General features: G+C 66.9%; 18 protein-coding genes and 1 tRNA gene. 12 read left to right on the plus strand and 7 right to left on the minus strand.

Going from position 1 to position 19,656, the window contains the following annotated elements:
- Positions 1-2 precede the first annotated feature (2 nt).
- Genes pheT through B2G71_RS12720 form a run of 3 tightly spaced genes read left to right on the plus strand, consistent with a single transcriptional unit; the run spans position 3 to position 4,048 of the window.
- Positions 3-2,411: a phenylalanine--tRNA ligase subunit beta gene (pheT, locus tag B2G71_RS12710; RefSeq protein WP_098106313.1), complete on the plus strand. Its 2,409-nt coding sequence runs from the start codon at positions 3-5 to the stop codon at positions 2,409-2,411.
- The gene (locus tag B2G71_RS12715) at positions 2,408-3,289 is read left to right on the plus strand and encodes an aldose 1-epimerase family protein (protein ID WP_098106317.1); all 882 of its coding nucleotides are present in this window, start codon (positions 2,408-2,410) and stop codon (positions 3,287-3,289) included. Before pheT ends, B2G71_RS12715 begins: the two co-directional genes overlap by 4 nt.
- Before the next feature lie 12 nt (positions 3,290-3,301).
- Positions 3,302-4,048 carry an SDR family NAD(P)-dependent oxidoreductase gene (locus tag B2G71_RS12720; RefSeq protein ID WP_098106320.1) on the plus strand — a complete coding sequence of 249 codons (747 nt, stop codon included), beginning with the start codon at positions 3,302-3,304 and terminating at the stop codon, positions 4,046-4,048.
- A gap of 33 nt (positions 4,049-4,081) precedes the next feature.
- On the opposite strand, the gene B2G71_RS12725 is transcribed toward B2G71_RS12720, so the two are convergent.
- Positions 4,082-4,528, minus strand: coding sequence for a hypothetical protein (locus B2G71_RS12725; RefSeq protein WP_240530146.1), 447 nt, complete (start codon positions 4,526-4,528; stop codon positions 4,082-4,084).
- Between the two features lie 71 nt (positions 4,529-4,599).
- A complete protein-coding gene (locus B2G71_RS12730; RefSeq protein ID WP_098106323.1) occupies positions 4,600-5,931 on the minus strand; it encodes a NupC/NupG family nucleoside CNT transporter in 1,332 nt (443 codons plus the stop codon).
- 103 nt (positions 5,932-6,034) lie between these two features.
- On the opposite strand from B2G71_RS12730, the gene B2G71_RS12735 reads away from it, so the two are divergent.
- The 7 genes from B2G71_RS12735 to B2G71_RS12765 all read left to right on the plus strand — a co-directional run bounded on the left by B2G71_RS12735 (position 6,035) and on the right by B2G71_RS12765 (position 10,893).
- Positions 6,035-6,682, plus strand: coding sequence for a queuosine precursor transporter (locus tag B2G71_RS12735; RefSeq protein ID WP_098106325.1), 648 nt, complete (start codon positions 6,035-6,037; stop codon positions 6,680-6,682).
- Positions 6,683-6,738: 56 nt separating this feature from the next.
- The gene (argB, locus tag B2G71_RS12740; RefSeq protein ID WP_098106328.1) at positions 6,739-7,638 is read left to right on the plus strand and encodes an acetylglutamate kinase; all 900 of its coding nucleotides are present in this window, start codon (positions 6,739-6,741) and stop codon (positions 7,636-7,638) included.
- A 46-nt stretch (positions 7,639-7,684) separates the two neighbouring features.
- Positions 7,685-8,236, plus strand: a complete 552-nt coding sequence (locus B2G71_RS12745; protein ID WP_240530147.1) for a hypothetical protein — start codon at positions 7,685-7,687, stop codon at positions 8,234-8,236.
- 116 nt (positions 8,237-8,352) lie between these two features.
- A complete protein-coding gene (locus B2G71_RS12750; protein ID WP_098106331.1) occupies positions 8,353-8,646 on the plus strand; it encodes a YggT family protein in 294 nt (97 codons plus the stop codon).
- Positions 8,647-8,656: 10 nt separating this feature from the next.
- The gene (gene folD / locus B2G71_RS12755; protein WP_098106334.1) at positions 8,657-9,550 is read left to right on the plus strand and encodes a bifunctional methylenetetrahydrofolate dehydrogenase/methenyltetrahydrofolate cyclohydrolase FolD; all 894 of its coding nucleotides are present in this window, start codon (positions 8,657-8,659) and stop codon (positions 9,548-9,550) included.
- Positions 9,547-10,269, plus strand: a complete 723-nt coding sequence (locus tag B2G71_RS12760; RefSeq protein WP_098106337.1) for a hypothetical protein — start codon at positions 9,547-9,549, stop codon at positions 10,267-10,269. Before folD ends, B2G71_RS12760 begins: the two co-directional genes overlap by 4 nt.
- 3 nt (positions 10,270-10,272) lie before the next feature.
- On the plus strand, positions 10,273-10,893 hold the full coding sequence (locus B2G71_RS12765; RefSeq protein ID WP_098106341.1) for a MarC family protein: 621 nt from the start codon (positions 10,273-10,275) through the stop codon (positions 10,891-10,893).
- Positions 10,894-10,934: 41 nt separating this feature from the next.
- Here B2G71_RS12765 and B2G71_RS12770 read toward each other — a convergent pair whose 3' ends face one another.
- Together B2G71_RS12770 and B2G71_RS12775 are read right to left on the minus strand one after the other, a co-directional pair.
- Entirely contained in the window at positions 10,935-11,549 is a 615-nt protein-coding gene (locus B2G71_RS12770) for an LON peptidase substrate-binding domain-containing protein (RefSeq protein WP_098106344.1), read from the minus strand.
- A gap of 1 nt (position 11,550) precedes the next feature.
- The gene (locus B2G71_RS12775) at positions 11,551-12,459 is read right to left on the minus strand and encodes a tetratricopeptide repeat protein (RefSeq protein WP_098106348.1); all 909 of its coding nucleotides are present in this window, start codon (positions 12,457-12,459) and stop codon (positions 11,551-11,553) included.
- 216 nt (positions 12,460-12,675) lie between these two features.
- Here B2G71_RS12775 and B2G71_RS12780 point away from each other — a divergent pair.
- Positions 12,676-12,750 (plus strand) — tRNA-Gly (locus B2G71_RS12780).
- 261 nt (positions 12,751-13,011) lie between these two features.
- On the opposite strand, the gene B2G71_RS12785 is transcribed toward B2G71_RS12780, so the two are convergent.
- Positions 13,012-13,176, minus strand: a complete 165-nt coding sequence (locus B2G71_RS12785) for a helix-turn-helix domain-containing protein (RefSeq protein WP_098106352.1) — start codon at positions 13,174-13,176, stop codon at positions 13,012-13,014.
- Between the two features lie 362 nt (positions 13,177-13,538).
- On the opposite strand from B2G71_RS12785, the gene B2G71_RS12790 reads away from it, so the two are divergent.
- Positions 13,539-14,123 carry a hypothetical protein gene (locus B2G71_RS12790; protein ID WP_141521567.1) on the plus strand — a complete coding sequence of 195 codons (585 nt, stop codon included), beginning with the start codon at positions 13,539-13,541 and terminating at the stop codon, positions 14,121-14,123.
- Between the two features lie 551 nt (positions 14,124-14,674).
- On the opposite strand, the gene B2G71_RS12795 is transcribed toward B2G71_RS12790, so the two are convergent.
- Both B2G71_RS12795 and sbcD read right to left on the minus strand, forming a co-directional pair.
- Positions 14,675-18,388 carry an AAA family ATPase gene (locus tag B2G71_RS12795; RefSeq protein ID WP_098106358.1) on the minus strand — a complete coding sequence of 1,238 codons (3,714 nt, stop codon included), beginning with the start codon at positions 18,386-18,388 and terminating at the stop codon, positions 14,675-14,677.
- Positions 18,388-19,638, minus strand: a complete 1,251-nt coding sequence (gene sbcD / locus B2G71_RS12800) for an exonuclease subunit SbcD (RefSeq protein ID WP_240530148.1) — start codon at positions 19,636-19,638, stop codon at positions 18,388-18,390. Before sbcD ends, B2G71_RS12795 begins: the two co-directional genes overlap by 1 nt.
- Positions 19,639-19,656: the final 18 nt, after the last annotated feature.

Raw genomic sequence — 19,656 nt, forward strand, 5'->3', positions numbered from 1 at the left:
ACATGAAATTCTCGCTTTCCTGGCTCAAGGCCTACCTTGCGACCGACGCCTCGCTCGAACGGATCGCCGAAAAGCTGAACGCCATCGGCCTCGAGGTCGAGGGCATCGAGGACCCGTCCGAAAAGCTCGCGGGCTTCCGTGTCGCCAGGGTGCTCACCGCCGAGCGCCATCCCGATGCCGACAAGCTGCAGGTGCTCAGCGTCGACACCGGCGATGGCCCGCCGCTGCAGGTCGTGTGCGGCGCGCCCAATGCGCGCGCGGGTCTGGTGGGTGTGCTTGGCCTGCCCGGCGCGGTGGTCCCGGCCAACGGCATGCAACTGAAGAAGTCGGCGATCCGCGGCGTCGAATCGAACGGCATGATGTGCTCGGTGCGCGAACTCGAAATGGGCGAGGAGCACGACGGCATCATCGAACTGCCGAAAGATGCGCCCGTCGGCACGGCGTTCGCCGACTACCACGGCGCCGATCCGGTGATCGAGGTGGCGATAACGCCGAATCGGCCCGATTGCATGGGCGTCTACGGCATTGCCCGTGATCTCGCGGCGGCGGGGCTCGGCACGCTCGAACCGATGTCCGAGGTCGAGGAGCTTTCCAGCTTCCCGTGCCCGGTCGAGATCCGCACCGATGATCCCGAGGGTTGTCCGGCCTTCTACGGCCGCGTCGTCAGGGGCGTGAGAAACGGACCCTCGCCACAGTGGCTGCAGGATCGCCTGAAGTCGGCGGGACAGCGTCCGATCTCGGCGCTGGTCGACGCGACCAACTACCTCATGCTCGGCTATGGCCGCCCGGCGCATGCCTATGACCTCGCGAAGCTGACCGGCGCGGTCGTCGCCCGCCGCGCGCATGATGGCGAGACGGTGCAGGCGCTGAACGAAAAGGCCTACACGCTCGACGGCGATATGACGGTGATCGCCGACGATGCCGGCGTGCACGATATCGCCGGCATCATGGGCGGCGAGCACTCGGGCTGCACCGAGGAGACCACCGACATCCTGCTCGAGATCGCCTATTTCGATCCCGAGCGCATCGCCCGCACCGGACGCAAGCTCAACCTCACCTCGGACGCGCGCCAGCGCTTCGAGCGCGGGGTCGATCCGGGCTTTCTCGGTCTGGCGATGGAGCACCTCACCAAGCTCGTGATCACGCTATGCGGCGGCGAGGCGTCCGAGGTCGTGATCGCCGGCGCCGCGCCCGATACGCCCAAGATCGTCCACTTCGCCCCCGCGCTCACCGAGAAGCTCGGCGGCGTGCGGATCGAGGCGGGCGAGCAGAAGCGCATTCTCGAAAGCCTCGGCTTCACCGTCGTCGGCGAAGAGGCGAACTGGGAGGAATCCTGGGCGGTGACCGTGCCGGGCTGGCGTCCCGACATCGACGGCGCACCCGATCTGGTCGAGGAAGTCGTGCGCATCCACGGGCTCGACAATGTGACGAGCGTCGCCTTGCCGCGCGCCGACGGTGTCGCGCGTCCCACCGCGACCCCGGCGCAGAAGCTCGAGCGCCGCATGCGCCGGGCCGCCGCGGCGCGCGGGCTGCACGAGGCCGTGACCTGGTCGTTCCTGCCCGAGGCCGAGGCCGCCGCCTTTGCCGATGGCGAGGCCTGGACGCTCGCCAACCCGATCAGCGAGGACATGAAGACGATGCGCCCCTCGCTGCTGCCGGGGCTGCTCTCGGCCGGAAAGCGCAACCTCGATCGCGGCGCGACAGGGCTGCGCCTGTTCGAGATCGGCCGCCGCTACCTGCGCGGCAAGGAGGGCGCGAGCGACGAACGCCTGGCGCTGGGCTTCGTGCTGGCGGGCGAGAAGACCCCGCGCGGCTGGGCCACGGGCAAGGCCGTGCCTTTCGACGCCTACGACGCCAAGGCCGAAGTGCTCGCCCTGCTCGCCGAGGCGGGCGCGCCGGTCGACAAGCTCCAGGTCATGGGCGAGGCCGGTCCGCAGTTCCATCCCGGTCAGTCGGCGACCTTGCGGCTGGGGCCCAAGAACGTGCTGGCGCGCTTCGGCATGCTGCATCCTTCGATCGCGAAGCAGTTCGATATCGAAGGCGCTCTCGCCATCGCCGAGATCCATCTCGACGCGATTCCCGCGAAGAAGGGCGCGGCGAGCTTCACGCGCGTCGCCTATGCGCCGCCGCCGCTTCAGGCGGTGACGCGCGACTATGCCTTTCTCGTTCCCGTCGAACTGCCCGCGGGCGATCTGGTGCGCGTGGTCCAGGCGGCGGACAAGGCGAATATCGTCGCCGCCCGCCTGTTCGACGATTTCCGGGGGACCGGCATTCCCGAAGGCCACAAGTCGCTCGCGGTCGAGGTCACGCTCCAGCCGCTCGACAAGAGCTACAAGGACGAGGACCTGAAGGCGATCACCGACAAGGTGACCGCCGCCGCCGCGAAGCTGGGGGCGGTGCTGCGCGGATGAGCGATCTCGTCGCCATCGGGACCCGCGAGCTTACCGCGCGGATCAATCCGATGGGGGCGGAACTCTGGTCGCTGACGGACGGCGAGGGCCGCGAATACATGACCGATGCCGATCCCGCCTTCTGGACGGGGCATGCGCCGGTGCTGTTTCCGATCGTCGGCGAGTTGAAAGACGGCACCTATCGCCTCGACGGTCGCGACCATGCGCTGGCGCGCCACGGCTTCGCGCGCCGCTCGATGTTCGATCTTATCGAGCATCGCGGGAACGTCGCGCGCTTCCGCCTGACCGACGGTGCCGAGACGCGCGCGGTCTATCCCTTCGCCTTCGTGCTCGAACTCGCCTTCCGCATCACCGGACGGCGGCTGGAGATGGAAGCGAGCGTGCGCAATCCGGGCGACGTGCCGCTGCCGTTCAGCTTCGGGTATCACCCCGCCTTCGCCTGGCCGCTGCCCGGCGGCGGCGAGAAGCTGGCGCACGTGCTCGAATTCGCCGAGGCCGAGCCGCACCCGATCAAGCGTCTTGGCGACAATGGCCTCGTCGCGCGCGAGGAGGCGACGCCGATCGAGGGCCGCACCCTGCGCCTTGCGCCCGCGCTGTTCGAGGACGATGCGATGATCCTCGACGCGCTCGAGAGCCGCAGCCTCGTCTATCGTGGTGCGGGCGATGCGCCGCGGCTCGAGATCGCCTTTCCCGATACGCCCTACCTCGGCATATGGCAGAAGCCGGGAGCCCACTACATCTGTGTCGAGCCGTGGCAGGGTCTTGCGGATGCCGACGGTTTCGACGGCGACTTTTGCGACAAACGCGGGGTCGTCTTGCTTGCCCCGGGAGCGGTTCATAGCCTGCGCATGGACGTGACTCTCGTTTTACCAGACTAGCGGAGACTGCTCATGAAGACCGTCCTCGTCACCGGCGCCACATCGGGAATCGGAGTAGGGTGCGTGCGCGCGTTCGCGGGCGCGGGCTGGCGCGTCATCGGAACCGGGCGCCGCGCAGAGCGGCTCAAGGCGCTGCAGGAGGACCTGGGCAAGGACGCCTTCTTCCCCTGCGTGTTCGACGTGCGGGACGAGGTGGCGCGCGACGTCGCGCTCGACGGGTTGCCCGAAGCCTTCGCGAACATCGACTGCCTGGTGAACAATGCCGGCCTGGCGCTGGGCATGGACCTGGCGCAGGATGCCGACCTCGAAGACTGGCGCACGATGATCGACACCAACGTAACCGCGCTGGTCTCGCTCACGCACAAGTTGCTGCCGGGGCTGATCGCGCGCAAGGGCGCGATCGTGATGCTGTCCTCGGTCGCGGCGACCTATCCTTATACCGGCGGCAACGTCTATGGCGGCACCAAGGCCTTCGTGCGCCAGTTCGCGCTGGGCCTGCGCTCGGACTTGTCGGGCACCGGGGTGCGCGTCACCTCGATCGAGCCGGGCATGGTCGAAACCGAGTTCACCACGGTGCGCAACGGCGGCGACCAGGCGGCCTCGGACGAGCTCTATGCCGGGGTAAACCCGCTGACGGGACACGACATTGCCGAGATGGTGCTGTGGGTCGCGAACCTGCCGCCGCACGTCAACATCAACGCGATGGAAGTCATGCCGGTGAACCAGTCGTTCGCCGGCTTCAAGGTCGCGCGGGACTGACGCGCTCTCCTCGCCGCGCTGCCGACAACGCGATCAGACGAACAGCGTGCCCGGATTGGGCATCGGCTCGCGTTTCTGCGCGGCGATGATGCTCATGATCGAGCGCACGACGACAAGCACCACTGCCGCGGGAATGATTACGATGCCGACCACGATCATCAGCGTGATGATGCCCACGATGATGCCGAGGAAGCCGATCCAGAACGTGGTGATGAGGTACTGGTAGTGCGAAACCTCCCAGTCCTTCGCGTCCGAGCGCTGGATATAGGCGAGCACGACGCCCGCGATCGCGGTCACGCCGAAGACCAGCGAGCACAGGTAGAGCAGCGCGACGATCGTCGGCATGTTGAATTCGAACCCCTCGATCGCGGCGGGCCGGGTCTCGCTGGGCGGGGGCGGCGCGTCGCTGTCGCGCGACCTGGCCTGCGGTCCGGTTGACTTGGGTGGTCCTTCGAGGTCGGCGCGTTCGTTGTAGTCCATCGCTGGCTCCCTCCTGCGCCGGGCATGCTAGCGCGTCCGCGCCGGCGAGTCACGAAGCGCGCGCCCGCGCCCTATCCGAGTCCCAGGAACAGCCCGGCGAGCGCCGCGCTCATCAGGTTCGAGAGGCTGCCCGCGATGAGCGCGCGGAGGCCGAGCCGGGCGATCACCGGGCGCTGGTTGGGCGCGAGGCCACCGGTCACCGCCATCTGGATCGCGATCGAGGAGAAGTTGGCGAAGCCGCACAGCGCGAAGGTCACCACCGCCACGGTGCGCTCGGACAAGCCGGTATCGCCGCCGAGTTCGATGAAGGCGACGAACTCGTTGAGCACGATCTTGGTGCCGAACAGGCCCCCGGCCTTGAGCGCCTCACCCCAGTCGGGCGTGGCGAGGAGATAGAAGACGGGGGCGAAAACGTAGCCGATGAGCTGCTGGAAGGTGATACCCTCGAGCCCGAACAGGCCGGCGACGGCGCCGACGATGCCGTTGGCGAGCGCGATCAGCGCGACGAAGGCGAGCACCATCGCGCCGACCGCGACCGCGAGCTTGACGCCGGTCTGCGCGCCTTGCGCGGCGGCCATGATGACGTTGGCGGGCGGGTCCTCGTCGTGTTCGGACGGCACGGGCTCGTCGATATGGAGGCCCGGCTGGTCGGTCATGGTCTCCCGGCGCAACGCGGCGGCGGCCATGCCGGCGGGCGGCGGCGTCTCCCCGGCGATCTCGTCGGGTTCGGGGCCCTCGGCGACGGCGCGCGGATCGGGCATGATCAGCTTGGCCATCAGGATGCCGCCCGGCGCCGACATGAACGCGGCGGCGACGAGATAGTCGATACGCACGCCCATGCTCGCGTAGGCGGCGAGGATCGTGCCGGCGACGCCCGCCATGCCGACGGTCATCAGGCAGAAGAGCTGCGAGGGCGCCAGGCTCGCGAGGTAGGGGCGGATGACCAAGGGAGATTCGCTCTGGCCGACGAAGATGTTCGAGGCCGCCGCCAGGCTCTCGACCCGGGTGATGCCGGTCAGCTTCTCCAGCCCGCCGCCGATCCAGCGGATCACGAGTTGCATGATCCCGAGGTAGTAGAGGATCGAGATGAGCGAGGCGAAGAAGATGATCACCGGCAGCGCGGCGATGGCGAAGCTGGTGCCGCCCATCTCGGGGCTCGCGAGCGGGCCGAACAGGAAATCGACGCCCGCCTTGGCGTAGCCGAGCAGGCTTTCGACGCCCAGGGCCGCGCCGCGCAGCACCGCGCGGCCGATCGGGATGTAGAGCACCAGCGCCGCGAAGCCCGCCTGCAGCGCGAACGCGGCGCCGACCACGCGCAGCCGGATCGCCTTGCGGTCGGACGAAAGGAGGAAGGCGGCGAGCAGGATCAGGACGATGCCGATGAGGCTGTAGGCAACGTGCATGTGCCGCGGGAACCTTTCGGGAGACGGGCGATCGAGCCGCGAGCGTAGAGACGGCCGGCACCAACGGCTAGTGCAATTGTTCCCGTTTCGCTAGGGCTCCTCCATGGAAACACTGCCTCGCGCCTACCCCAGGTCGCTTCTCATCTTTTCGCTGCTCTACGGGGGGATGGTCACGCTCGCGGGCGTGCTCGGCGCGAAGCAGGTCGCGATCGGGCCGCTGGCGGTCGAGGCGGGCATCTTTCCGTTCCTCACGCTCGTCGCGATCTCGAGCGGAATCTCGCAGCTTCACGGCAACGCCACCGCGCAGGCGCTCGCGCGCTTCGGGCTGATTCCGCTGGTGACCGCGATCGCGCTGACCTTCTTCGTGCTTTCGCTGCCGACCGATCCGGGGATGTACGAGCCCGCCAAGGACGCCTTTCCGATCATCCTGGGCCAGTCGGGCCGGATGATGATCGCGGGAATCTGCGCCTATGTCGTCTCGCTGTCGCTCAACCTGTGGATCTTCGCGCGCCTCGCCGGAGCGGCCGACGGGCGCCTTGCCGGGCTGCGTGGCTTCGTCGCCGCCGCGCTGTCGCAGATCGTCGATACGCTGGTGTTCATCACCATCTCGTTCTGGGGCGTGCGGCCGATCGCGGGTATCCTCGTCGGTCAGGCGCTGGCCAAGGTGGTGCTTTCGGCAGTGCTCGTCCCGGCGATCATCTGGCTGGTGGTCAAGGTCGGCGACCGGCTCGACGGCACGCCCGGGACCTGACCCGAAAGCGAGCGAAAGGGCTTCAAATCGCGCGCAGGCGCGCTAAACGCCTCGGCATGTCACAGTCGCACGATCCCGCCATGCTCCTCAAGGCCTCGACCCTCGTCGACGCGCTGCCCTACATGCAGCGCTATGCCGGGCGAACCTTCGTGGTGAAGTACGGCGGCCACGCGATGGGCGATCCCGAACTCGCGCACGACTTCGCCGAGGACGTGGTTCTGCTCAAGGCGGTGGGGATCAACCCGGTGGTGGTCCACGGCGGCGGCCCGCAGATCGGGGCGATGCTCAAGACGATGGGCGTCGAATCGAAGTTCGTCGACGGGCTGCGCGTCACCGACCAGCAGACCGCGCAAGTGGCCGAAATGGTCTTGTCCGGGGCGATCAACAAGGAGATCGTCGGCTGGATCGCCAAGGCTGGCGGCAAGGCGATGGGCCTGTCGGGAAAGGACGGCGCCATGGTCAGGGCGCGCAAGGTCTCGCGCACGGCCAAGGACCCGGACAGCGCCATCGAGCGCGTGGTCGACCTCGGCTTCGTCGGCGAGCCGGCGACCATCGACACGAGCGTGATCGAAACCGTCTCGCGCGCGGGCATGATCCCGGTGATCGCGCCGATCGCCCCGGGCGAGGACGGCGCGACCTACAACATCAATGCCGACACGATGGCGGGCGCGATCGCCTCCGCGCTCGGCGCCGCGCGGCTGTTCCTGCTGACCGACGTGACCGGCGTGCTCGACAAGCAGGGGGCGCTGCTTACCGACCTGACTCCGGCCGACATCGGCAAGCTGCGCGCCGACGGCACGATCTCGGGCGGCATGATCCCCAAGCTCGAAACCTGCATTCACGCGGTCGAAGCGGGCTGCGAGGCGGCGGTCGTGCTTGACGGACGGGTTTCGCATGCCATGTTGCTGGAAATATTCACACAAGAGGGTGCGGGCACGCTCATTCGGGCAGGCTAGTCGCTAGCTCTCGCGAGAAATGGCCGTGAGGGGCGCAGGATTGCACATGAAGTATCGCTCAGTCTTCGGTCCGATGGCGCTGGCAGCGCTCCCCGCGTGCCTGCTGGCGCTTGCCGGATGCAAGGGCGAGCCGGATGATCCGATGGTCGAGCCGATGCCGACCGAGACCGCGGTCCCGCTGCCCGAGCCGACCGCGACCGGCACCGGCAGCGTCTCGGCGGTCGCCGATGGTCTCGACGTCGCCGCGCTCAAGGAACGGCGCGATCCCGAGCGCCTGCTGCGTTTCTATACCAATGCGTTGCGGCTCGGCGACTGGCAGGCGGCGGCGCGGGCCTGGAGCCTCGATGCGCAGATGACGCCCGAGAAGCTCGAAAGCGAATTCGGCGGTCAGGCCGGCCCGAAGGTCGCGGTCGGCAAGGGCGATGTCGAAGGTGCGGCGGGTTCGCTGTTCTACGAGGCGCCGGTGGTGATCGATTTCGCCGACGGGCGTCCCTCGCGACGTGGCACGATCGTGCTGCGGCGGGTCAACGACGTCCCCGGCGCGACCGAGGAACAGCTCAACTGGCGCATCGAGCGCAGTTCGACCCTGCCGCAATAGCACCGATCGCGGGCTTGCCCGGAGATGGCCGCGCGCATCGGCGCGCGCCGCGCCTTGCCCGCTGACGCACGGACCGGTATCAGCGGGCGCGAACCGCCTCCGTGAAAGGTCTGTCCTTGCTTCTATATACCCTGTACGAGATCGTCGGCTATCTCATCTCGATCATCGTCATGCTGGTGATCGTGCAGTTCGTGCTGAGCCTGCTGATCTCGTTCAACGTCGTGAACATGAGCAACCAGTTCGTCGATGCGATCTGGCGCGCGGTCAATGCGCTGCTCGATCCGATCCTGCGGCCGATCCGGCGCATCATGCCGAATACGGGCTCGATCGACTTCTCGCCGCTGGTGCTGATCGTGGGCTTGCAGATCCTGCGCATCGTGCTGCGCAACCTCGTCCTCGCATCGATGTAGGAGAGCGGCGATGAGCGCGGACATCATCGACGGAAAGGCTTTCGCCGCAGGGCTGCGCGCACGTGTCGGCGAACACGCGGCCGCGTTCGAGCGTGCGGCGGGGCGCAAGGCGGGGCTCGCCGTCGTCCTCGTCGGCGAGGACCCCGCGAGCCAGGTCTACGTGCGCAACAAGGGCAAGCAGACGCTTGCATGCGGCATGGCTGGCTTCGAGCACAAGCTGCCCGCCGAAACGCCCGAAGCCGATCTCCTTGCGCTGGTCGAAAAGCTCAACGCCGACCCGCTGGTCGACGGTATCCTCGTGCAGTTGCCGCTGCCCGCGCACATGGACGAGCAGAAGGTCATCGCCGCGATCGACCCCGACAAGGATGTCGACGGCTTCCACGTGATCAACGCGGGCCGCCTCGCGGTCGGCCAGCCCGGTTTCGTGCCATGCACGCCGCTGGGCTGCGTGATGCTGCTCAAGGACCGGCTCGGCTCGCTCTCCGGGCTCGATGCCGTGGTGATCGGCCGCTCGAACATCGTCGGCAAGCCGATGGCGCAGCTCCTGATCCAGGAAAGCTGCACCGTCACCGTCGCGCACAGCCGCACCAAGGATCTCCCCGAGGTCGTGCGCCGCGCGGACATCGTCGTCGCCGCGGTCGGCCGGCCCGAGATGGTCAAGGGCGAATGGATCAAGCCGGGCGCGACCGTGATCGATGTCGGCATCAACCGCGTGCCTGCGGCCGAAGAGGGCAAGACGCGCCTCGTGGGCGACGTCGACTTCGCGGGCGCCAGCGCGGTCGCGGGCGCGATCACGCCGGTGCCGGGCGGCGTCGGCCCGATGACGATCGCGGTGCTGCTGCGCAACACGCTCGTCGCCGCACACCGCAACGCCGGTATTCCCTTCGCAAAAGACGCGCTGTGAGACGCCTTGCCTTGCCGTTGTGCCTGCTGGCGGTGGCTTGCGCCGGCGGCCCCGGCGGCGGTCCGGCCAGCGCGCGCGGACAAATGCGCGACCTGGCCTTCGGCTCGCCCGGCACGATCGTCGCGGTCGAGCTCGCGTTCAACCGTGCCGCCAGCGAGGACGGACAGTGGAGCGCCTTTCGCGACTTCGCCGACGACGACGCGGTGATGTTCGTGCCCCAGCCGGTCGACGCGCGCGACTGGCTCAAGGGACGTGACGATCCCCCCGCGCCCGTGACCTGGCAGCCGCACGAGGTATGGGTGAGCTGCGACGGCTCGCTCGCGGCGACACGCGGCGCGTGGCAGCGGCCGAACGGTTCGGTTGGCTACTTCACCACGATCTGGCACCGCCGCAAGCAGGGCGACTACCGCTGGGTGCTCGATCAGGGAGACGAACTCGCCGCGCCGCTCGAAGCGCCCGAGATGCTCGCCGGCCAGATCGCCGACTGCGGCCTGGGGCGCGATTCCCGGCGCGCCGCCGATTGGCGCGACGAGCGCGAACGCGAAGCCACGATCCCGCCCGTCGGGACGGCGGGGACGGGCCGCTCGGCCGACGGTACGCTCGAATACAGCTATCGCGTCACGCCGGATCTGGGCCGCACGATTTCGGTTAGCATCCGCAAGGACGGCGAGATGCGCGAGGTCATCTCCAGCGTCGTCGCCCCGCCGAAGGGGGACTGAGCCTTGCTCGACCTGTTTGTCTCGGCCTTCGTCACGCTCTTCGTGGTGATCGATCCGCCGGGCTGCGCGCCGATCTTCGCGGGGCTGACCTCCGCCGCGCCGCCAAGGCACGCGCGCGCCATGGCGCTCAAGGCCTGCCTGATAGCCGCAGCGATCCTGCTCGTCTTCGCGCTGTTCGGCGAGGCGCTGCTCCACGCGCTGCACATCGAGCTCAATTCCTTCCGCATAGCGGGAGGCATCATGCTGTTCCTGATCGCGCTCGACATGGTCTTCGAGAAACGCACGCAGCGCCGCGAGGAGCGGGCCGAGAAGCTCATGGCCGAACCGGTCGAGGACGTTTCGGTATTTCCGATGGCGATGCCCATGCTTGCCGGGCCCGGCTCGATCGCGACGATCATGCTGCTGATGTCGAAGGCGCAGGGCACCGAGGCGACGCTGGTGATCCTCGCCGCGCTGGCGGCGGTGCTGGTGCTCTCGCTGGTGGCGCTGGTCGCGGCGATCCCGCTGATGAAGACGCTGGGCCACAGCTTCGAGGTGGTGATCACCCGGCTGCTCGGCGTCCTGCTCGCCGCGCTCGCGGCGCAATACGTGATCGGCGGCCTGCGGGAGGCCTTCGCGGCCTGAATGCGGCTGAGGCCGCGCGCGTTACGCGGCGCCCCTGCGTGCTATTGAAGCGTGACGCCGTCCTCGTCGTCGCCGTCGAGATGGCGCCCGAAGAACTGCATGAGCTGGATCAGCAATTCGCAGCGCGAAGCGAGGTCCGGGGTCTCCAGCAGTGCTTGCTTGGCCGCCGGATCGAACGGCGCGATCTGGGCGACGCCGTTGATCAGCGAGACATCGTCGAGCCGGTTCACCTCGTCCCAGTCGACGCTGTAGCCCTGCGCATCGGCGAAGCGGCGCGCCTCGCGCTCGAACCCGGCGCGCTCGACCGGCGAGAGCGCCTCGTCCTCTGGTTCGGCCAGGATTTCCGCCTCGACCTGGCGAAAGGGCGTCGTCACGTCGAGTTCTCGGAGCACGCGAAAGCGCGCCTGGCCCTCGAGGATGATGTTGTAGCGGCCGTCTTCCATCGCCTCGACTTCACCGATGCGGCCGAGGCAACCCATGGCGAACAGCGGCGCGCCCTCCTGCGCGCGTTGCGGCTGGATCATGCCGATCAGCCGATCGCGCACCAGGGCATCGCCGACCATCGCGCGGTAGCGCGGCTCGAAGATATGCAGCGGCAGTTGCAGGCCCGGATAGAGGACCGCGCCGGGCAGCGGAAAGATCGTGATCCGCGTCACGTCAGCCGAACAGGATCGTGGAGAGCTTGCGTCTCGCAGCCGCAGCCCAGGGGTCTTCGAGGCCGACCGCCTCGAACATCTTGAGCAGTTGCGCGCGCGCGGCGCCCTCGTTCCAGTCCTTGTCTTTCGCGACCATGGTCAGAAGCGTGTCGGCGGCGGCATCGCGGTCGCCCGCGGCGAAGGCGGCGTTGGCGAAGGCGAACTGCGCCTGCATGTCGGCCGGGCGCTCGGCGGCGGCGGCGCGCAGCGCGGCCAGCTCGGAATCGTCCGGCCGGTCCTTGGCGAGCGTTAGGGCAGCCCTGGCGCGTTCGACCTGCGGGTGATCGGCAAGCTCCTGCGGCAGGCCCGCGAGCATGTCCTCGGCGCCTTCCATCCGGCCGGCGGCGATGAGCGCGCGCACCAGGCCCGAGATCGCCTCGGGGCTGTCGGGCGCCATCTCGACGATCTGCGCGAAGACGGCCGCGGCCCGCTCGCCGTCGCCGCTTTCGAGCACGTCCTCGCCCATGGCGAGCAGCGGGGCGATGTCCTGCTTGGGCTCCTCGCCGGGCGCGCCGGCCTGGACCGGGAGTTTTTCGAGCAACTGGTCGAGTGCGCCCTTGAGCTGCGATTCGCTGCGCGCACTGGTGAGATCGGCCACGGGCTGCCCCTGGAACACCGCGTAGACCGTGGGGATCGAGCGCACCTGGAATTGCGAGGCGATGAACTGTTCCTCGTCGACGTTGATCTTGGCAAGGATCACGCCCTTGTCGGCATATTCGGCGACGACCTTCTCGAGCACCGGCGTCAGCGCCTTGCACGGTCCGCACCATTCCGCCCAGAAGTCGAGGACGACGAGCTTGGTCATCGACGGCTCGGCGACCTGGCTGCGGAAGCGATCGACCGCCTTTTGCTCGTCCAGATTCAGACCCATGCTGGCCACGTTGCTAGCTCCCCTTGGCGACAGACGAAAAGTGGCCTCAATTTGGGGCTTGGGGCCGATTTGTGAAGGGCATGCGTCGTGTTTCCCCCCGGCCGCCCGTGATCGAACGCCCGAAGTGTTTTTTCCCTTGCAGCCCCCGAAGACCGATGCTAACCGCGCGCCTCACCCCAGCCCGCCAGCCAAGGCAGCGGGCCGCAGTCGTCTAGAGCGGGCGTAGCTCAGGGGTAGAGCACAACCTTGCCAAGGTTGGGGTCGAGGGTTCGAATCCCTTCGCCCGCTCCAAGAAATCCGGAAAATTCAAGCGGTTGCCGGTGTGCTGCTGGCACTCCGAGATGGTCCATATGTGTCGGTCTACCACCGGTCTACCACGCGGGCTGTTTCTTGCTTGCGGTAGAGCGCGGTCCGGCTCTGAATGATTCTGAATGCTGGCCCCGAGGCGGGCATATAGCGGGGCTCCGCTCAGGCTGACATGCACCGGCGAAACAAAAGCGGGGCATGGTTCATGCCATGCCCCGCCTGCAAGCCGGAACCTCGACTCCAGGGTCATGTCATGGACTGCTCAATGAGCGCCTCAATCGACTCCTGCGTGATGAGCGACTTTCCGGGCAGCGGCTTGACCCGGTCGAGCTTGCCCTCGTTGATGAGCTTGTGGACCGAGGTGCGACCGCATTTCAGGATCCTGCAGGTCTCGGGAATGGTCTTCAGCATTGCGCCTTCCTTTCGTGCATTTCGGCGCACCCACAAATTCCGTCACGACCTTGTACGAACAAAGCGATCCGGCCCGAGCTCGCGTAGTCGCGGTTGCAAAATGTGGATAAATCCTCCCGCCTTGTTCGCGCGTGATCGCAAAGGTTCACTTGAAACTTGCGGGCCCTTGTTCGCGCAAATCCGTGTGCGTACGCGCGGCGCTGTATTAAAAGTGAGTTCAAACAGCGGCTTGTGCGAAATTGGCGGATCCCGACTCTATAGACCCATGTTTTTCTCGTCCGATTGAGGAGCCGGATGGGGGCGAAGCGCTTCGCTTGATGCCCTGGGGAGGCGCACGTCGACTCCCCAGGGCGCCAAGCGAGGTGCTGACCGACTGCGCCTGTCGCAGATTGGTGCATGCGGTTGAGCAGGCGGCCCGTGAGGGCAAGCCGATGACCCACCGCTATGACATCAGCTGGGAGCACGCGGGTGTGGCCGAGAAGGATGTTACGGCGGCGACTCGGGCCTTCCTCAAGCGGGCGGCTGACTGGATGGGACCGTACGATGGGAAACTGTACTGGATCTACGTGCATGAGCGCGGCGAGACCCACGGTGCTCATGTTCACATGCTCCTCCACCTGAGGCCCGATCTGGCAACCTATTTCAGAAAAGCAGCACGAAGATGGATCAGGTCCATCCTGCCCGGCGGCCGAAATGTGAAAGGAACTCTGAAAGTGCAGGTCTTGCGTGGTGCGATGACCCCCGACGAGGTGTCGAATGATCTTTACCGCTCCGATCTTTATGGCCGTGTTCACTACATGCTCAAGCACGGCAGCCCCATCACCGAAGTTGCTCTGGGACTCCACCGGTTCGCATTCCCCGGCACTACCTGGGGCAGGAGAAGCACCGTCTACGGTCGGCGGGCCGGATGGTGGCAGGAGCGGACAATCAGGAACGCGGCCAAATAATGCCAAGCCAAACCTTCGGCGGTCCGCGCTGAAAATCCGTATGAGGCACTCGCCATGTCGGAGCAGACTTTCGTCCGGGCTGTCGATGTCGAGTACGGTGATCTTGCTGGATGGTCCCGCATGCAACCCGAATGAGCGAACACCCCCAAAACTGTCTACTAATCCGGTTACGCCGTTCGGGCCTAGCCGGGACCAGTTGCGAATGACGGGGCGCTTATCGACGACGGGGATAAGGGCGATGCCCCAGTGGGCGAATTTCGGTTGCCAGCCGGCATAAGTATTTTCAGTCATGATCTTGGCTCCAAGGAACGTGGAGCCATTCAATTAGTCGGGCTCGATAGCAGCCTGTCCATCTGTCGGGATTTTCCGTTCGACGTCGAAATCCTGGATCCGGAGGGATGATGGTTGTCGACTGAAGCGACAAATTTTCACGGCCACGGGCTTGCTACCTATCACGAAATCACCAGTTTTCCGGGTTTTCAAGGGTGTTGCGCCGAGGTTGTCGACAACCTCAGCCTGACAACCAGGTTGTCAGGCCGCGCTGGCCTGCATCAGCCCTCCACGACCTCGATCACGCTGGTCCCGCGACCTGTCGGAGTGACCTCGATCTTGACCGGGATGCGTTCCTTGAGGTCCTCGACATGGCTGATCACGCCGACGCGACGCCCACTTGCATGGAGATGCTCGAGGAGGGCGAGGGCTTGGCCGAGACTGGCCGGGTCGAGCGCGCCGAAGCCCTCGTCGATGAACAGGCTTTCGATCCGCACGCCGCGCCCGGTCGACATCTCGGCAAGCCCCAGCGCGAGGGCAAGGCTGACGAGGAAGCGTTCGCCGCCCGAGAGGTTGTGGAGCCCGCGGACCTGCCCGCCCATGTCGTTGTCGATCACCTCGATCATCATTTCACCGCCCTGTCCGCGCTGCAGTTCATAGCGCGGCTTGAGGTCGGCAAGCCGAAGGTTCGCCGCTTCCAGCAGCCGGTCCAGAGTCAGGCCCTGTGCGAAGCGGCGGAACCTGCTTCCCTGGGCATCGCCGATCATTTCCCGCAGCTTGAGCCAGATTTCTGCGGCCTGCTCGTCCTGTGCGAGTTGCTTGCGCAGCGCCGCCGTCTCAGAGCGGACCTCGTCGTCGCGCCGGATCGCGAGGCGGGCCTCATCGTTCCGCTCGCTCGCCTCTGCAAGCTGCCCTGCCGCTTCGGCAAGGGCAGTGGCCAGTGCCTCTGGTGCGAGGACATCCGCATCCGAACTATCCCTGCGGTGACCGGCAAGATCGGCTTCGCGCTGCTCCAGAATCGCCAGTGCCTCGCGCAGCGCCGCGTCGATCTGGCCCAGTGCCCCGGCTTCGGCATCCAGCGCGGCCTGACCTCCTGATGCGAGACGACCAATCTCATATTCCTCGGCGGAGTGCTGCTGCAGAGCCCTGGAGAATGTGTCTGCTGTCGCTGCAAGAGCCTGCCCCGCGGCGTCCCGAGCGTCTCCTGTGTGCTTGCTGTCGGACTTGGCAGAGGCGAGAACCTGTGCGGCCTCCTCGTAGCATTGGCGTGCGGTCTCGAGGCAGGAGAAGGCCTCAGCTTGGGCCTTCGCCTGGCGCGTTTCCACCTCGGCTACACTATCGCCGCCGAGGAGTGCAGCGCGCTCCTGGGTGAGCATCGCGATGCGCGCTGCCCGCTCGTCCCGACGCGTTGTGACGTCGCTTGACCGGGAGATTGCGACCTCGCGGTCTCGCAGGGCCTGCTGGAGACCGTCCTCAAGGGCGGGCAGTGCCGAAGCCGCGCGGTGGCGTGCAGCGTCCCGTTCTCGCCACTGCAAGGCACACTGGCGCAGCCACGCGGCCGGGTCGGTCTCGGCCCGCCAGCCGCTGGAGGTTGCGAAAGCCGAGTCGAGCGCGCCTTCAAGGCCTTCGCAATCCACCCGCAGCTTCGAGATCTCGTTGTCCCAATTACGGAAGGCCCCGCTCGCGGCCTCAAGTTCGAGACGGGCCCCCTCCTTGGCGTCCCGGGCTCTTTCGAGCGCATCGCGTGCCACATCGGAAGCGCGCCTCGCCTCCTCCACGGCATCGACGAGCGCCCGGGCGTCGCGGGCATCGTTGGCGGCTTTTGCCCGCATTGCGCCCAGCTCGGCCATGTCGGTGTCGTCCGGAAGTTTGAGCGCTGAAAGTGTCTCGCGGAGCTGCACTTCCAGATCGTCGCAGTCCGACTGCGCCTGTGCACCTTGTGCCTGCTGTTCGGCGATGGTGGCGGTCGCATGTTCCTTGTCCTGAAGGACCCTTTCCCGCTGTATCTGCGAAGCTGCGAGGTCGCCGCGCTTCGCGATCAGCGTCCCGTTGAGCGAAGAGACCTCCTCCTCACTGCGGACCAGGCTCTCGTCGAGAAGCGCATCGAGCGCGGAAAGCGCGTGTTCGCGGGCACCGCACACCGGGCATGGTTCACCCTCGACCAGTCCCGCACGCATCGCCTGCGCGGCCTGGTCGGAAGCTGCGAGCCAGCGCGAGCGCTCCTGGGCGGCGGATGCATGACGGGCTTCGGTTTCGGGAATTTCGGCCTCAAGCCCGGTGATCGCCTTTTCCAAAGTACCGAGTTCATCCTCCAGCTGCTGAAGTCTTTCCTGGGTTTTGCCTTTGGCTCTGACGCTGGTGTCGAGCGCCTTGCGCGCCGCCTCGGTCCGCAGGCAAAGAGTTTCGGCTTTGCTTAAATGCTCCGCAAGGCCCGCCAGCCTGTCGATTTCGCCATCCGGGAGCAGGGCGGCGCGTGCATCGGCGAGGCGCTCTTCGGCCTCGGACAGGGCCTTGCTCGACTCCTCGAGTTTTTCTGCGGCCTCCAAGGATCGCTCACGCCGCGCGACCTGGGATTTGATCAGGTCGTCACCCAGCGCTTCCTGATCGGCAAGATCTCTGGTCGCACTGCCGTGGCGGGCGAGCAGGCCACAAAGCTCCGCTTCGCGCTCCGAAAGGGAACGCCAGGCGAGATTGTCGGCGCACCACGCCTCTGCTGCGAGATGCTCGCGTTTCGCTGCCTCGTGGGCCTCGCGGGCGAGCGCGGCCTTCGCCTCTACATCCTTTAAGTGGGTCTCGGCGTCAGCGCACCTGCCTTCTTCTTCGGACAGCTCATCGCTGGCCTCTGCAAGCTTTCGATCCAGCGTGCGCGCCGCCTCGATCTGCGGCGCGAGGTCCATTGCCATTTTGTCCAATTCGGCCAGTTCGGTCTGCGCCGCATCGCGTTCCTGCGCCCGTTCAGCCAGGGACGCGCTTGCAAGCTCGAGCGCCGCGTCAGCCTTCGCGGCCTCCTCGTCCGCAGCCTTGAGCGCCTTCTCTGCGTGCAACCGATCTTCCAGCAGCGCGACGAGGGTGAAGAGCGTGCGGTTGCGCTCCAGCGCCGCTCGGCGCGGAGCGGCCGCCTTGGCTTCCTCTTCCGCAGTGACATGCCGGTTCCTCGCTATTTCGACTGCCTGTTCCAATTCGAGGCCCCGTTCCTGACGACGCTGCTGGCCTTCAAGCGCGTCCTTTTGCGCCTGGGCTTCGCGCAGGTTCTCGCTGGTCCTTTCCAGCGCCGCCTCGGCATCGGCCCGGGCCATGTCGTCGAGCCCGTGCATCGCGGAAATTCGTGCCCGGAGAATATCGAGGTCGTCCTGCAGGGCCTTCGCCTTGTCGAATGCCTGCTTCCCGATACGAGCGTAGATCTCCGAGCCGGTAAGCTTTTCGAGCAGCAAGGCCCGCTCGTTCGCGTCGGCGCGGATGAAGGCTTCGAATTCACCCTGCGCCAGCAACACGGCGCGGGTGAACTGGTCGCTCGACAGCCCGATCACCTCGACGATGGCCTGTTTCGTTTCCGTGCGGGTGCCGCCCATCCGCTCTTGCGTGTCGAGCCGCTCGAAAGCGTGAGAACTGTTCTGGAGCCTGCCGTCGGCGCGCCCGCGTGCGCGCCGCACCTCCCACCGGGCACGGTAGGATGCGCCATCCGGCATTCGGAAATCGACCTCGGCATGGCCCTCGCCGGCGCCATGGCGGAGGATCAGCCGGGGGTCGCGCGCGCTGGTGCCGTCCCCGTCCCCGCCGTCGCTGCCGACCTGGCTACCCGTCGGTGCGGAGCGCAGGCGCGGGATCTCGGCAAACAGCGCGAGGCACAGGGCATCGAGCAGGGTCGACTTCCCGGCACCAGTGGGCCCGGTGATCGCGAATATGCCCGAGGAGGCGAGAGGCTCGGCCTCGAAATCGACGGCGAAGTCGCCGGCGAGACTGGCAAGGTTGCTGCCCCTGATGGCCAGGATGCGCATCAGTCGTCCCCCTCGCAAAGGCCGGCATCGACCACGAGCGCGGCGAAGGCGCTCGCTAGTTCGTTGGGCGGGGCTGCGCCGCCATAGTCGCGTGCATGAAGTGCGGCGAACACGGTGTCAGGGCGCAAGTCCGCGAGATCGAGTGTGCTGCGATCACCGGCTTCGCCAGGGCGTTCCGACTGCGGTCGAACGGGTCTGATCCCAAGGAGTCGAACTGGCTGACCCTCTAAGGTCATCAAAACACGGGAAGTAAGGTGTGGTTCGGGGCCTTCGACTGATACTTCGATATTGAGGAATGGGTAGAATTCGGAAGGAATCTCCGGATCGAACGAAAGGGCCTCGAGCGCGCGGACCACCTCGGGCAGCGGGGCTGGGCCGACCGAGAGGAATTCGACGGGGCGAGGGATGGCGACCTCCTCCACCGCGCAGCCATCCGGGCCGAGTGTCACGACGCTGATCGAGTGGCGATATGCCCTTTCGGTCGCGGAAAGCGGAAAGGGCGAGCCAGCGTAACGGACACGCGTGTCGGCTTTGATGTCCTGCGCCCGGTGCAGGTGGCCGAGCGCGACATAGGTGGCACGGGCATCGAACAGGCTGGCGGCCTGCGCCTCCTCGCCGCCCACCACGATCCGCCTTTCGGAAAGATCGGAGACCGCGCCACCTGCCACATGGAGGTGCCCTGTCAGCACGACCGGCAGGCCTTCCGCCCGCTCGGAAGCCTCTTCCAAAACCGCGCGATAAAGGCTGGCCAGGTCAAGCCCGCCAAGGTCTCCGGGCCGGCAGAAGGGGACAGCGGCGAGGCAGGCGGCAGGAACGCCGCTGCGATCATGCAGCGGCAGTATCATGCGCGCGAAATCCGGCTGGCCTTCGCGGCGAGGCAGGGCGCCGATGAAGTGCACGCGCCCCTCTCCGAGAAGTGCGGCGGGCAGGTCGATCCGCGCCGCGCTGTCATGGTTGCCGCCCAGAATCAGGATCTCAAGCTCAGGAAAGCGAGTGACGGCCCGTTGCAGGAAGCCGAACAGTCGTCGCATTGCGCTGATCGGTGGGTTGGCAACATCATAGATATCGCCCGTGACCAGAAGCGCGTCAGCCTCGACTGCGCTGATGCGGTCCAGAAGCCAGTCGAGAAACGCGTCGTGCTCGCTCTCGCGGACATGGCCGTGAAGTTCGTGTCCGAGATGCCAGTCGGAGGTGTGGATCAGGGTGAACGGTCGCGCGGTGGGTGCGGCATGGGGCATGGTCTGTTTCATCGGCGCAGGTGGTAAGCC

The organism is Novosphingobium sp. PC22D, from assembly GCF_002556635.1.
GTDB lineage: Bacteria > Pseudomonadota > Alphaproteobacteria > Sphingomonadales > Sphingomonadaceae > Novosphingobium.

Excerpts from the sequence above, each read along its gene's own strand:
- B2G71_RS12775 (WP_098106348.1), bottom strand. The coding sequence starts at position 12,459 with ATGGGTCTGAATCTGGACGAGCAAAAGGCGGTCGATCGCTTCCGCAGC.
- folD (WP_098106334.1), top strand. The coding sequence starts at position 8,657 with ATGAGCGCGGACATCATCGACGGAAAGGCTTTCGCCGCAGGGCTGCGC.
- pheT (WP_098106313.1), top strand. The coding sequence starts at position 3 with ATGAAATTCTCGCTTTCCTGGCTCAAGGCCTACCTTGCGACCGACGCC.
- B2G71_RS12715 (WP_098106317.1), top strand. The coding sequence starts at position 2,408 with ATGAGCGATCTCGTCGCCATCGGGACCCGCGAGCTTACCGCGCGGATC.
- B2G71_RS12785 (WP_098106352.1), bottom strand. The coding sequence starts at position 13,176 with ATGCTGAAGACCATTCCCGAGACCTGCAGGATCCTGAAATGCGGTCGC.
- argB (WP_098106328.1), top strand. The coding sequence starts at position 6,739 with ATGTCACAGTCGCACGATCCCGCCATGCTCCTCAAGGCCTCGACCCTC.
- B2G71_RS12725 (WP_240530146.1), bottom strand. The coding sequence starts at position 4,528 with ATGGACTACAACGAACGCGCCGACCTCGAAGGACCACCCAAGTCAACC.
- B2G71_RS12735 (WP_098106325.1), top strand. The coding sequence starts at position 6,035 with ATGGAAACACTGCCTCGCGCCTACCCCAGGTCGCTTCTCATCTTTTCG.
- B2G71_RS12730 (WP_098106323.1), bottom strand. The coding sequence starts at position 5,931 with ATGCACGTTGCCTACAGCCTCATCGGCATCGTCCTGATCCTGCTCGCC.
- B2G71_RS12720 (WP_098106320.1), top strand. The coding sequence starts at position 3,302 with ATGAAGACCGTCCTCGTCACCGGCGCCACATCGGGAATCGGAGTAGGG.
- B2G71_RS12745 (WP_240530147.1), top strand. The coding sequence starts at position 7,685 with ATGAAGTATCGCTCAGTCTTCGGTCCGATGGCGCTGGCAGCGCTCCCC.
- B2G71_RS12795 (WP_098106358.1), bottom strand. The coding sequence starts at position 18,388 with ATGCGCATCCTGGCCATCAGGGGCAGCAACCTTGCCAGTCTCGCCGGC.
- sbcD (WP_240530148.1), bottom strand. The coding sequence starts at position 19,638 with ATGAAACAGACCATGCCCCATGCCGCACCCACCGCGCGACCGTTCACC.